This window comes from Pseudomonas sp. PDM31 (genome assembly GCF_019218965.1).
Lineage (GTDB): Bacteria > Pseudomonadota > Gammaproteobacteria > Pseudomonadales > Pseudomonadaceae > Aquipseudomonas.
Genome location: NZ_JAHUWS010000008.1, coordinates 311,100 through 324,794 on the forward strand (window position 1 = coordinate 311,100; position 13,695 = coordinate 324,794).

At 58.4% G+C, this 13,695-nt stretch carries 10 protein-coding genes and 1 tRNA gene; 5 read left to right on the plus strand and 6 right to left on the minus strand.

What is annotated here, in order from left to right; translation table 11 throughout:
• Positions 1–163: 163 nt before the first annotated feature.
• Complete coding sequence (locus tag KW839_RS17815) at positions 164–1,633, minus strand: coniferyl aldehyde dehydrogenase (protein ID WP_218425060.1); 1,470 nt, start codon at positions 1,631–1,633, stop codon at positions 164–166.
• Positions 1,634–1,796: 163 nt separating this feature from the next.
• Here KW839_RS17815 and KW839_RS17820 point away from each other — a divergent pair, with 163 nt between their 5' ends.
• The 5 genes from KW839_RS17820 (at position 1,797) to KW839_RS17840 (ending at position 7,166) form a co-directional block, all read left to right on the plus strand.
• Positions 1,797–2,780 carry a flavin reductase family protein gene (locus KW839_RS17820; protein ID WP_060543430.1) on the plus strand — a complete coding sequence of 328 codons (984 nt, stop codon included), beginning with the start codon at positions 1,797–1,799 and terminating at the stop codon, positions 2,778–2,780.
• Positions 2,777–4,105, plus strand: coding sequence for an MFS transporter (locus tag KW839_RS17825; RefSeq protein WP_177336997.1), 1,329 nt, complete (start codon positions 2,777–2,779; stop codon positions 4,103–4,105). Before KW839_RS17820 ends, KW839_RS17825 begins: the two co-directional genes overlap by 4 nt.
• Positions 4,106–4,183: 78 nt before the next feature.
• The gene (locus tag KW839_RS17830; RefSeq protein ID WP_082457609.1) at positions 4,184–4,834 is read left to right on the plus strand and encodes a TetR/AcrR family transcriptional regulator; all 651 of its coding nucleotides are present in this window, start codon (positions 4,184–4,186) and stop codon (positions 4,832–4,834) included.
• A 154-nt stretch (positions 4,835–4,988) separates the two neighbouring features.
• Positions 4,989–6,119 carry a carbon-nitrogen hydrolase family protein gene (locus KW839_RS17835; RefSeq protein WP_060543429.1) on the plus strand — a complete coding sequence of 377 codons (1,131 nt, stop codon included), beginning with the start codon at positions 4,989–4,991 and terminating at the stop codon, positions 6,117–6,119.
• A 3-nt stretch (positions 6,120–6,122) separates the two neighbouring features.
• Positions 6,123–7,166, plus strand: a complete 1,044-nt coding sequence (locus KW839_RS17840; RefSeq protein ID WP_060543428.1) for an AraC family transcriptional regulator — start codon at positions 6,123–6,125, stop codon at positions 7,164–7,166.
• Between the two features lie 358 nt (positions 7,167–7,524).
• Here the strand turns inward: KW839_RS17840 and KW839_RS17845 are convergent, their stop codons facing one another.
• The 5 genes from KW839_RS17845 to lon all read right to left on the minus strand — a co-directional run bounded on the left by KW839_RS17845 (position 7,525) and on the right by lon (position 13,590).
• Positions 7,525–8,415 carry a DUF2242 domain-containing protein gene (locus KW839_RS17845; protein ID WP_218425061.1) on the minus strand — a complete coding sequence of 297 codons (891 nt, stop codon included), beginning with the start codon at positions 8,413–8,415 and terminating at the stop codon, positions 7,525–7,527.
• Positions 8,416–8,666: 251 nt separating this feature from the next.
• Entirely contained in the window at positions 8,667–10,538 is a 1,872-nt protein-coding gene (locus tag KW839_RS17850; RefSeq protein WP_060543426.1) for a SurA N-terminal domain-containing protein, read from the minus strand.
• A gap of 102 nt (positions 10,539–10,640) precedes the next feature.
• A tRNA-OTHER gene (locus KW839_RS17855) sits at positions 10,641–10,716 on the minus strand.
• A gap of 54 nt (positions 10,717–10,770) precedes the next feature.
• Complete coding sequence (locus tag KW839_RS17860; RefSeq protein WP_002552737.1) at positions 10,771–11,043, minus strand: HU family DNA-binding protein; 273 nt, start codon at positions 11,041–11,043, stop codon at positions 10,771–10,773.
• Positions 11,044–11,193: 150 nt separating this feature from the next.
• Positions 11,194–13,590: an endopeptidase La gene (gene lon / locus KW839_RS17865; RefSeq protein WP_218425062.1), complete on the minus strand. Its 2,397-nt coding sequence runs from the start codon at positions 13,588–13,590 to the stop codon at positions 11,194–11,196.
• Between the last annotated feature and the right edge of the window lie 105 nt (positions 13,591–13,695).

Consider the following 13,695-nt stretch of genomic DNA (forward strand, 5'->3'; position numbering starts at 1 on the left):
CCGAGACACTCTCGACCGACTGACCACTTTCCCCATGCCGTCGACCACCGCCAGTACCAGGTAATCCAGCAACGCCGAACGATAGCGATACTGCGCAGCCCCTTGTACATAAACAATGGCCTGTCTCATGAAGCGGATGGGGCTCAAAGCCCCCGCGCTCAAATCAGTCGCAGGTTACCCCGGCCAGCATGGCCGCCAGATAGTGCTCGCCATAAGGCGGCAACAAGCCCCACTCTCGGCGCGGGTCGTGGGTCGATGCCTTGAATACCGTGCGCATATGACTGAATTCGAGAAAACCTTCGCGACCATGGTAATGGCCCATGCCCGAGGCGCCGACGCCGCCGAACGGTGCATCGTGCATCGCGGCATGCATCATCACGTCGTTAATCGTGACCCCGCCGGACAGGGTGTGCTCCAGCACATAACGCTGTTCTTGTGCATCCTCACCGAAGTAGTACAGCGCCAATGGACGTGGCCGGGAGTTGATTTGAGCAATGACCTGATCGAGGTCGTCATAGCTGAGCACGACCATCGCAGGGCCAAAGATTTCTTCATGCATGATCAGGCTGTCCGGGGCCGGATCAACCACCGCCCGCAGCGGGCGACGACGTTCCCGGGCATCCAGGGCCAGAGGTTCGGGCAGGCACTCGATGCGTGCACCGCGCACCTGCGCGTCCTCGACCAGGCCCTCGACACGATCCAGATGACGCTGGTTGACCACTGCCACCACATCCAGATTGCCAGCCACTGTCGGGTTGAGATCGCGATAGGCGCTGCGTAGTGCATCGAGAAAAGACTCAAGTTGAACCTTGGGCACGTAGACCAGATCCGGGTTGATGCAAACCTGCCCCCCATTGCAAATCTTGCCCGCCGCGATGCTGAAGGCAGTTTTGTTCAAGTCAGCAGTGCGCGAAACGATCACCGGCGATTTGCCGCCGAGCTCCAGGGTGACCGGCACCAGATTTTTTGCTGCATTACCCATTACCTGCCGGCCAACCGCCGTGCTACCGGTGAACACCAGGTGGTCGAAAGGCTGGCTACTGAAGGCTTCGCCCAATTCCGGCCCGCCGTTGACCACCGCCACCACCAGTGGGTCGAGGTGCTCGGCGCACAGGCGCGCCACCAGCTCGGCGGTGCGTGGCACTACTTCCGAAGGTTTGAGGATGGCGCGGTTGCCGGCCGCCAGCGCCGAGGCCAGAGGACTGAACAAGGTATACAGCGGCGCGTTCCAGGTACCCAGGATGCCCACCGTGCCTTTTGGCTGATGCATGACCCACGCGCTGGCGCCAAGCTGGTCATAAGGGGCAAACATCTCGCGCGGTTCGTCCTGCATCCATTCCTGCAGATGGTCACGGGCATACTTGAGCGAGGCCAGTGCACCCAGCACGTCGTTCATCAATGAAAACCCGGCAGGCCGCCCGCCAAAGTCCTGGTCGATCGCCGTGGTCAATGCCTGGTGATTATGGACCAACAAGTCGATCACTTGCTGGAGGCGCTGGCGACGGGTGTCGGCGTCGATTCTGCCGGCACTGGCAAAAGCGCTTTTCTGTAGCGCCAGCAGGCTGGAAAGGTCATGAACGCAAGACGTGGCTGTACTCATTGTTATCCCCTTGCAGGTTGGCTCAATGGCCATTGAGCGCCCGATGCGCCTGGCGCCACCCTAGCCTCGCGGATGGCTGCGCCGCCTCGTCCAATCGGACGAGGCCATATATCAGCGTTAGTCCGTTGAGACGATGCCCAGGGCCTGCAAACGTCCAATACTGGCCATACGAAAACCCAACCCCATGAGGCCAGTCATGGCAATGCAAAACATCAGCTTCGATCCCCAGGCATTTCGTGCCGCGCTCGGCACGTTCACCACCGGGGTCACGATCATCACTACCCAGTCCGAAGACGGCTCGCCAGTTGGCATCACCGCCAACAGCTTCAACTCGGTTTCACTCAACCCGCCGCTGGTGCTCTGGAGCCTGTCCAAGCAAGCGCGCAGCCTGCCGGTGTTCAGCAGCGGCAAGCATTGGAACGTGCACGTGCTGTCCACGGAGCAGGAAACCCTGTCAGGACGTTTCGCTACCCAGGGCGAGAACAAATTCGCCGAAATCGAGCTCGATAATGGCGTTAGCGAGGCACCGCTGCTGCAGGATTGCACGGCGCGCTTCCAGTGCCGTACGGCGTTCCAGTACGAAGGTGGCGACCACGTGATTTTTGTCGGTGAAGTACTCGCCTTCGATCACAGCAACCGGGCTCCGCTGGCGTTCCAGAGTGGCCAATATGCTCTGGCCACGCGCAAGCCTCGCAGCGAGCTGCGCCTGGCGACCACACCGCCGCCACCGGAATGCAGCTACACCGAAGACTTGCTCGGCTACCTGTTGGGGCGCGGCCATTACCAGGTGCTCAATGCCTTGCGCCAGTTGCTCAACAATCAGCAGCTGGACGAGCAGACGTTTTTTGTCCTTTCGATTTTGTGCATTCGCGACAACCTGACCCTCGAGGAAATCAACACTTTCGTTAACTACACCGGCCGCGAAGTCACCCTGGCAAGCATGCGTTTTCTCGAACGCCAGCGGCTGGTCGCGTTCGAGGGTTCGGCAGACTCGATCCGCTTTGTCCTCACGGCCCAGGGCCGCGAGGTTTCACTTCATCAACTGGCAATAGCCAAGGCCGTGGAAGAAGACCTCTCGGTCAAGCTCGGCGCCGCTGACGCACAAGCCTTGAAGGTTCTGCTCAAGCGCCTGATCGTCGTCAGTGACCCAGGCTTGCCTGATCTGTGGGCGCCGCGATGACCGCCCGTGCAGGTTTGTCATCACCGATCAGTGTCGGCTGGGGCAGCCATGGGTTGCTATTTTTGCTGGCCATGGTGTTTGCCGACAACTTCGTCGGGCGACAAATTCTTGCGGTCATGGTCGAGCCGATCAAAGCCGAATTCGCGGTCGGCGACACCGCCATCGGCTTGATCTCGGGCCTGGCGTTCGCCGCCGTCTATGCGCTGATGGGTCTGCCAGCGGGAAGGTTGGTGGACCGCATGCCGCGAATCCGCCTGCTGGCAATGTCTTGCCTGTTGTGGGCAGTGGCGACCATGGCGTGCGGGCTGGCTGGCAGCTTCCTGGCACTGGCCTTTGCGCGAATGCTGGTTGCCGTCAGCGAATCGCCGACGACGTCGGCTTCGCTGTCGTTGATCGCGGATCTGTATCCACCGCAACGACGCTCATTCGCCATAAGTTGTTTTACCGCCGCGCCGACGTTTTCCTCGATCATCGGTTTGAGCATCGGCGCCTGGGTGGTGGAGCACTATGGCTGGCGCAGCGCATTCATCGCCCTTGGCCTACCGGCCCTGTTGTTCAGCGCCATCCTGGCCTTTGTCGTGCGTGATCCGCAGCGCGGTCGCTGGGACCTTACGCCACACCCCCACTCGCAACCCGCACTCCTGGGTATGCGTGCCGAAGCACGCAAGCTCTGGGCTTTGCCCGCCTACCGTTGCCTGATCCTCGCGGGCGGCCTGACCACGCTCAGCGCCTATGCCATCGGCATGTGGAATACCACCTTCCTGATGCGCTCCCACGGCTTGTCACTGCAGCACGCCGGATTGCTGGCGGGGGTAATCTGTGGAACCTCAGCCGGGATCGGTGGCCTGTTCAGTGGCTGGTTAAGTGACCGCCTGTGCCGGCGCAATCCGCATTGGCAGGTTTCGATTCCGGTATTGGGCCACCTGGCAGCAATCAGCGCGCTGATCCCCTATCTGCTTTGGTCCGATTCCCTGCTGGTTCGACTGGGCAATGTGCCGATTCCAGTCGCCATGCTCTGGTGCGCGTTGTATTCATTCTTTTCCGTGTGGTGGGTCGCCCCGTCCTACAACCTCGTCACTCAACTGGTGCCAGCAGGCCAACGCGGTGCCGCCATGGCCCTGCAAACCATCGTGAGTACGCTGCTCGGGGTCGGCGTCGGGCCACTGATAACCGGCTTGTTCAGCGATATGCTGCTACCGCTGTTTGGTCACGAGTCACTGCGCTATGCACTGTTGCTGGTGAACCTGCCAGTGATTTGCGCGGTGCTGTTGCTGATGCGCACCGCGCACCATGCTTCCCAAACCAACTATCGTCACGGCAGTTAAACCTGGCAGTGCAAGCTCAAGCACTTTTGCCGCAGGCCTTTGATATTTTGCCAAACCTTTTGCAGTTGACCAATCCACATGCCAACTAACAGCGCATTAGCCAATCCAACACACAGCGCCCGTGATCGACTGCTTGATGCTGCGCTTGAACTCTTCGCCACACGCGGCTTTCAAGCAATCGGCCTGCGAGATCTGGCGAGCTATCTCGGGCTGCATGCCGGATCGCTATACCATCACATCGAAAACAAACAGTCATTGTTATTCGAGCTTATTGAGTCCGCATTGTCCGACTTATTGCTCGACACCTTGCGTCGCATCAAGGGAGCGCGCAGCCCAGGCAAGCGTTTGCAGCTGTTCATCCAGGCTTTCATCGCTTTTCATTTTAATGAAAAGTACAAATTGGTTCTGATCACCCGTGAATTCGCGAATCTCAATGAAGAACAACAGCAGCAGGTTATTCAGCTGAAAAACAGATATTGCTCTGTTTTAACCGAAATCATCACGGATGAGTACGCCAAGGAAGGAAACACTGGTGCGCAGATTTGCGCCACCACCAGTGCAGTCATTGTGATGTTATTCGGACAGTCACATTGGTACAGCGTCGAGACAACCGAAGCACAACTCACAGAGGCGCTCACAAACGTTGTTACGTGCATTATCGCAAATAGCAACAAGGTCTCTGCTCAAGGCTTAGAGGTATCTGTAAAACCAGGATTGCATCAAAATTAGTCGATGCCGCGACTTCAAATACAACGCGAAAAATCAAAACTTTTAAGACAAAAAATCGCCGAGCACAATTTTCCCCACTCACTCCTTGATTCGCTTTATCCTTGAAGCCGATAAAAAGCCATGCACCCTGAATACGGCTGTTGACTGTTTCCCCATGCGCAAACTTCTGTACCTGACATTTTCCATGGCACTGATTGCCACCCTGACAACCTACGCCATGTGGGCCGCGGATCGGCCGGTGGGGCATTACCTGTCGGACCTGCGCATCAACCTGGCGATCGATCAGGGCACACCTGCCGACCGTGGCAACCTGCTGGGCATCCAGCCCGAGCTGTTCCCCACCGACTATCAAAGCCCCGAGCGCCTGCATCGCAAACTGGCGGCCTATTTGCAGAAGGCCCGGGATCAGGGCCTGCTCAATGACAAGACCATCGTTGTGCTGCCCGAGCATGTCGGCACCTGGCTGATGGTCAGCGGCGAAAAAGATGAGCTGTACCAGGCCGCCACCATCAAGGAAGCGATGAACTGGCTGGCGGCGAGCAATCCATTGAAGTTCGTGCGTGCCCTGATCAGCGCCGAGGACGGCAATCGCCTGGACGACGCGCACCTGCGCATGAAGGCCAAGGCCATGGCCAAGGACTACCAGGCACTGTTCGGCGGTCTGGCAAAGGAATTCCACGTAACCCTGGTGGCGGGCTCTATCGTATTGCCTGAACCCAGCATCATCGACGGCAGGCTGAAAATCGGTCGCGGCGCGCTGTACAACAGCAGCGTGGTGTTCAACCGCGAAGGCCTGCCGATTGGCCAGCCCCAGCGCCAGATGTATCCCGTCTTTGCGGGACCGGACGGGATCAAGGCCAACACCGAACATTCGGTTAATGTCGTCGACACACCGGCCGGGCGTCTTGGTGTGCTGATTGGCCGCGACAGCTGGTATCCGGATAACTACCGCAAGCTCGATGATCAGAGCGTGCAGTTGGTCGTGGTGCCGGCGTTCGTGACGGGACGCGGCGCCTGGGAGCAGCCGTGGCGCGGTTTCCGTGGCTCCTCGACTCCGGATTCCGTGAGCCTCAAATCCGGGGAACTCAGCGAAGGCCAGGCCTGGCAACGACTGACTGTCACCACGCGGACACCGGCCAATCAGGCCATTGCCGGCATGAGTGTGTTCATGCGGGGGCAGTTCTGGGACCAGGGCAGCGCCGGGCAAAGCTTTCTCAACAGTAACGGCCAGCAATTTAGCGATGGCAACGCCCGCGGTGCGCGTCTGCTGAACCTGTGGTTGTAAGCGATGAAGCCGCTGCCGATGCGTCTTGGCGATCTGTCCGTAGGCTTCGTCCATAGCCTGGCCGATGCCGTACGCAGCCATGGTGTCGATCCACAGCCCCTGCTCGATCAATACGGCCTCGATGCGGCGCGCCTGAGTGAAGCCGGGGCCCGACTGTCGATTCCGCGCTACATGCGCCTGGGTCACGGCGCTATCCAACTGACCGCCAACCCGGCGCTGGGCTTGCGCATGGGCCAGCTCAGCCGCCTGAGCCAGGCCGGTCTTGCCGGTGTCACCGCCGCCCAGGCGCCGACGGTGCGAGAAGCTGCGCGCTGCCTGATTCGCTTCGAAGCTTTGTACGGCTCCAACTATCGTGGTCAATCGAGCTTTCACGAGGACGCCCAGGGCGCCTGGCTGCGCTTTTACTCCATCAGCCCCTACAACAGCTACAACCGCTTCGTGGTGGACTCGATCATCGCTGGCTGGTTGCAGCAGCTATCGAGCGTCAGCCCTGCCCCACTGCGGGCCGAACGGATCGAAATAGAGTTCGAGCCGCCCGTTTACCGCGCAGTGTATGACGACGTGCTGGGCGATTGTCCGATCCAGTTTGGCGCCGAACACAATCAACTGCGCCTGAGCCTGGCGAGCCTGGCCCAACGCAACCCTGAGCACTGCCCGAGCACCTGGCGCCATTTGCTGCAATTGTGTGAACGGGAGCTGGAACAACTGACCCGCACCCGCAGCCTGCGTGAACGCATCATAGCCCTGCTGGGGCCGTTGCTCAGTGGTGGCCGGGAACCCGACCTTGAGGAAGTGGCGGCACGCCTGAAGCTGCCCACCTGGACCTTGCGCCGCAAACTCGCGGAAGAAGGCACGCAGTTTCGCGCGATTCTCAACGACACGCGCCGTGACCTGGCCATGACCTACATTCGCGACACCGAACTGGCATTCGGTGAAATCGCCTACTTGCTGGGCTTTGCCTCAGCTGAAGCGTTTCAACGGGCATTCAAACGCTGGAGCGGCCAGACGCCCGGCGAGTTTCGCCGAAGTCATAGAAAGTCAGCCTGAAGCTGCAGCGTTGATTACAACTCGGTGGCGTCTTCTGCTGGTTCCACCGGGTCCAGTTCGAAGGCCTGGTATTCGAGCAGCTCTTCCTGATAATCGTCCATTATTGAATCCCCCACAGCTTGTCGAAAAACGTCTGAATAAATGACCTGCATTTTCAGCATAAAGTGCCCGCGTGAAAGAAAAATGACATGGGCACGACGCTGCGTAGCTACTGAATAAAACGTAGCAGGCGGTCAGGAATTTATCACTGGTTTTTTGCTGCAGGGCGCAGGGCCAAGCCTGTTGGTTGATGCCGATCAAGTGCAGCGATGTTATGGGGTCGGCGTCGTATGAGCCGAACCCGTAACGTAGCAGGTCTTTACTGGCCGGAGACGGGAATCGCCGGAATCGGTTCGCTCGGTGGAGGCAGGTCGCTTGGGTTGGCCGGCGGCGTGATGATTTCAGCGGACGGTGCCGGCGCTGTGTTTTCGACCGGGGTGATCGGTGCCGCTTCAGGTGGTGGAGCAAACGGTTCGGAAACCGCTGGCGCGGTTTCGACAGGAGCTGGTTCCGGTGTTGGCTCAGCGGGTGCCGGGGCAGCCGGGATCTGTTCAGGGGCAGGTGCAGACGCTGGGGCTGGGGCTGGGGCTGGGGCTGGCGCCAATGGTGCCGGTGCAGCTTTGACTTCAGGCACACCCAGGTCGGTTTTCGGCTTTTCGATAATGTGCGCAGCCTTCTTTGCTTCCGGCGGCAGGAACAATTCGATCAGGGCGAAAAAACGCTCATAGAACTTGGCCGAGGTGACGGTTTCGCTGGCCACCTTGACCATCGAGTCGTCAGAGGAGCCGATCGGCATCGATACCGAGCCCAGCACACCCACGCCAAGACTGGCGGAGTTGTTGGTCTTCTTCAGCGCATAGCGATCCTGCAGGGCGTTGGCGAACACGGTCGCGTGATGGCCTTCGCTGCCATCATCGGTACAGACCACACTGAAGCTGATCTCCATGTGGTTTTCGCCGGTCTGCTGGAAGCTCTTGTGGCCGCTGATGAGTTTCGGATCGCTGCTGGTGATGATGTAACCCTGACTGAGCAAGGCCCGACGCGCGGCTTCACAGCTCTGCGCGTCAGTCACCGGATAGTTGCGCGAATAGGTTCCAGAGTCATCGAACTTCTCATGCTCATAGATCGCGGCTTTCTCTGACGAACAACCGGCCGCAGCGGCCAGCACGATTGCCAGCCCGACAACCCGCACGGGAAATGATTTAAACATTGAACATCCTGAGGGAAACAGTCCGGGGCGTATTGTGCAACAGAACGAAGCCTGAGGGAGCATCGATTGTGTCTTGAAACGGTTACAGGTGTGTTGACTGCCTTCCATGCGGGAAGTTGCGGGGGCATAGCAAAAGATCAAAAGATCGCAGCCTGCGGCAGCGTCTACAAAGGCTGTGATCTTTTGATCTTGATGAAAAAAACCCCGACCAATGGCCGGGGTTTTTATGAAACGCAACACTCAGTCAGTCATCAGTACTTCTTGATGTCAGCCTGGCTTTCCAGTTGCTTGCGGTAAGCCGCGAAGTCTTGCTGGCCGACACGGGAAGCGAGGTAGCGGCGGTATTGCGCTTTCTCTTCTTCAGTCGGTGCTGCCGCTTCGTTCACGCCATTGAGACGCACGACCACCAGGCTGCCATCCGCCAGCGTCACGCTGGTGAAGGTCGGTTTGTCCTTGGCAGCCGGTTTCGGCATGCGGAACAACGCTTGCAGCACAGCAGGGTCGACCCCTTCCTGAGCACGGGTAGCCGCTTCAGTGACTTTCCAGCTCTGGCCGTCGATAGCCTGGTCCAGCGGGGTCTTGCCTTCGCGCAGACTGACGATCAGGGCTTCAGCCTTGGTCTTGGCATCAGCGCTGGCGTGTTCCTTGGCCAACTGCACGCGGATGGCCGCAGCGACGCTTTCCAGCGGCAGTTGCGAAGGCTTCAGGTGCTCCTTGGCGCGCAGCACGATCACGGTTTCCGGATCGAGCTCGATGGCAGTGCTGTTGGCACCTTCATCCAACACTTCAGGGCTGAACGCGGCAGTGATCACACCACGGTTAGCTGTGACGCCCTCACCCCCTTCACGACCAAACGCTTTGGAGGTGTGAACGGTCAGCTTCAGGTCCTGCGCCGGCTGGGCCAGATCGGAAGCCTCGAACGCGGCATCTTCCAGTTGCTTGCTCGCCTCGACGAAACGCTGTTCGACCTCCTGGGTCTTCAGCGTACGGGTCAGCTTGTCTTTCAGGCTGGCGAACGTCGGCACTTCTGGCGCTTCCACGCCCAGCAGCTTGATCAGGTGGAAACCGAAATCGGTGCGAACCGGCGCCGAAACCTGGTCCTTGTTCAGCGCGTACAGGGCTGTTTCGAACGCCGGGTCGTAGACGCCAGGACCGGCAAAACCAAGGTCACCGCCATTGTTGGCCGAACCTGGATCCTGGGAGAATTCCTTGGCCAGCGCCTCGAATGTCTCACCCTTGGCCAGACGCGCCTGAACCTCGTCGATCCTGGCCTTGGCCTGCGCTTCGGTGGTCTTGTCGTTGACTTCGATCAGAATGTGCGCAGCCCGGCGTTGCTCCGACAGGTTGGCGATTTCTTTCTGATACGCCGCCTGCAGGTCTTCGTCCTTGACGCTGACCTGATCGAAGAAGGAAGACTTCTTCAACTCGAGGTAATCGATGATCACCTGATCCGGCGTCATGAATTCCTTGGCGTGTTCGTCGTAGTAGGCCTTGACCTCTTCGTCGGTCAGCTTCACAGCCGCCGGGTCAGCCTTGATGTTCAGGGAAGCGAAATCGCGGGTCTGTTTCTCCAGACGGGCGAATGCCAGCACCTGTGCATCGGTGACGAAACCGCTACCCGCCACACCGGCACGCAATTGACCGATCAGCATTTCCTGAGCCAGCATCTGGCGGAATTGCATACGGCTGTAGCCAAGTTGACGAATCACCTGATCGAAACGCTCGGGGCTGAATTTGCCATCCACCTGAAATTCAGGTGTTTGCAGGATGACCTGGTCCAGCGCCGCTTCGGAAAAAGCGAACTTCGAATTTTCTGCGCCTTGCAGCAGCAGCTTGCGATCGATCAGGCCTTTGAGAGCCGATTCGCGCAGCATTTTTTCGTCAAGCAAGGATGCATCGAAATCCTTGCCCAGCTGTTGCATGAGTTGACGGCGTTGCATATCGACCGCCTGGCTCAGCTCGTTCTGGCTGATTTCTTCGCCATTGACCTTCGCCGCTTCATTCTTGCTCGTCGTGGCCTGAAAAATGGCGTCGAAACCGGTCAGCGCCATCAGTGCAACGATGACCCCGATAATGGTCTTGGCAATCCAGCCTTGTGAATTGTCCCTGATATTCTGCAGCATGCGTCCCCCAGAAACGGTTGAACTTCAAAATTAGGCAACCGTGGAGCGTGGGTAGTATCCGGATAGAAGAAAGGCGCATCCGAGGATGCGCCTTCTCGTAACTGGCGGAGCGGATCGAGGCTCGAACTCGCGACCCTCGGCGTCTTGAATCGGCAACTGCCGTCCAGACTGCCGCTCCGCTGCCAGGTCAGGCATGACCCCGACCCGGATGGGCAAAAAACTGAAACGAAACTTAGTTGACAGCTTCTTTCAGTGCTTTACCGGCTTTGAAACCTGGTTTTTTGGCTGCTGCGATTTCCAGCGTCTTACCGGTCTGTGGGTTACGACCAATGCGAGCTGGACGATCGGTTACGGAGAAAGTGCCGAAACCAACCAGAACCACGGAGTCGCCAGCCTTGAGAGCGCCAGTGACGGATTCGATTACAGCGTCCAGCGCACGGCCGGCAGCAGCTTTCGGGATATCAGCGGATGCAGCGATAGCATCAATCAGTTCCGACTTGTTCACTCTAAGTCCCCTTACTATCTATTTGAGTATGATTCTAAGTTTTTTTGGTAAAAGCAAAAACCAGTGCTGAATGGCCTACAGACACTTAAGAGCCGCTTTATAACAAGGGCTCTAAAAAACTGTCAAGGAAGCCCCCCAGGCAAATACGTACTAATGCGTGCTGATTCTTTCCTTGGAATCCGAGTCGCGTTTCTCATCCTTCGCGACTATCTCCGGAGCCACATCCGGCAAGGGCTCCGGCGCGTATTGCAGCGCAATTTGCAGGACCTCGTCAATCCATTTAACCGGTTTAATCTGTAGATCCTGCTTGATATTGTCCGGAATCTCCTTCAGATCGCGCACGTTCTCTTCAGGAATGATCACCGTCTTGATTCCGCCACGATGTGCCGCGAGCAGTTTTTCTTTTAAACCGCCAATCGCCAGCACCTGGCCACGCAAGGTGATTTCACCGGTCATGGCGACATCAGCGCGTACCGGAATCCCGGTCAAGGCCGATACCAGTGCCGTGCACATGCCCACACCGGCGCTAGGACCGTCTTTGGGCGTCGCCCCTTCCGGCATGTGGATGTGGGTGTCGCGCTTCTCGTGGAAGTCCAGGGGGATCCCCAGGCTCTTCGCCCGACTGCGCACAACGGTCAGGGCTGCGGTGATCGATTCGACCATCACGTCCCCCAGGGAACCGGTCTTGATCAACTGGCCTTTGCCTGGTACGACAGCGGCTTCGATGGTCAGCAATTCGCCACCGACCTGAGTCCACGCCAGCCCGGTTACCTGACCGATCTGATCCTGCTGTTCAGCCAGGCCATAGCGGAATTTACGCACGCCGAGGAAGTGCTCGAGCATGTCTGCCGTGACCTTCACCGAGAAGCGTTTTTCCAGTGCATGCTCCTTGACGGCCTTGCGGGACACCTTGGCAATCTGGCGCTCCAGACCACGCACACCGGCTTCGCGGGTGTAGTAGCGAATGATGTCGCGGATGGCTTCGGCGTCGAATTCCAGCTCGCCTTTCTTCAGGCCGTTTGCCGTAATCTGCTTGGGCGAAAGGTATTTGACGGCGATGTTGATCTTCTCGTCTTCGGTGTAGCCCGGCAGACGAATCACTTCCATCCGGTCCAGCAACGCTGGCGGAATGTTCATGGAGTTGGAGGTGCACAGGAACATCACATCGGAGAGGTCGTAATCGACTTCCAGATAGTGGTCGTTGAAGCTGTGGTTTTGCTCCGGATCAAGTACTTCCAGCAACGCCGATGCAGGATCGCCGCGCATGTCGCTACCCATCTTGTCGATTTCATCGAGCAGGAACAGCGGGTTGCGCACACCCACTTTTGTCATCTTTTGAATCAATCTTCCTGGCATCGAACCGATGTATGTACGGCGATGACCACGAATTTCCGCTTCGTCACGCACACCGCCAAGGGCCATGCGCACGAATTTGCGGTTGGTGGCATGAGCAATCGACTCCGCCAGGGACGTTTTACCAACCCCTGGAGGGCCAACCAGGCACAGCACCGGACCACGAATCTTCTTCACGCGCTTTTGCACGGCGAGGTATTCGAGGATCCGTTCTTTGACTTCTTCAAGACCGTAGTGGTCGGCGTCCAGAATGTCTTCTGCACGCGCCAGGTCCAGGCGCACCTTGCTCTGGGCTTTCCATGGCACCTGAACCAGCCAGTCGATGTACGAACGCACCACGGTGGCTTCCGCCGACATCGGCGACATTTGCTTGAGCTTGTTCAGTTCAGCGGTAGCCTTGGCCAACGCGTCTTTTGGCAGGCCGGCGGCATCGATACGCTTTTTCAGCTCTTCGACTTCGTTGTGGCCTTCGTCGCTGTCGCCGAGCTCTTTCTGAATGGCCTTCATCTGCTCGTTCAGGTAGTACTCGCGCTGACTGCGCTCCATTTGTTTCTTGACGCGACCGCGAATGCGCTTTTCGACCTGCAGCAGATCGATCTCGCCATCCAGCAACGCCAGCACGTGCTCGACCCGGGCCGACAGATCAATGATTTCGAGGATTTCCTGCTTCTGCTCGATCTTCAGAGCCATATGCGCGGCCATGGTGTCCACCAGGCGACCTGGCTCGTCGATGCTGTTGAGCGACGACAGGACTTCAGCGGGGACTTTCTTGCCCAACTGCACATATTGCTCGAACTGCGACAGCAGGCTGCGCACGAAGACTTCGGATTCGCGCTCCGGTGCGTCGACTTCGTCGATCAGCGAGACTTCGGCGCGGCAATGGCCGTCCACTTCGCTGAAGCGCTCCACGGCGCCGCGCTGTTCGCCTTCGACCAGAACCTTGACCGTACCGTCTGGCAGTTTGAGCAGCTGCAGGACAGTGGCAATGGTACCCACGCGATATAGCGCATCTTCACCGGGATCGTCGTCCGCGGGGTTCTTTTGGGCCAGCAGAAGAATCTGCTTGTCGCCCGTCATCGCAGCTTCGAGGGCTTCGATGGATTTCTCGCGCCCCACGAACAGCGGGATAACCATGTGCGGATAAACCACGACATCACGCAATGGCAGGAGAGGCAATTCGATGGTTGTCTTCATGATTTCGCCTCTACGGCGGCCGTAAGGCCGTAAACAGATGGAATTAAGCCTGAAACCAAGATGGGGGCTTGTTTAGAAAAAAACAAGCGGATAAAAGCAGTAAAA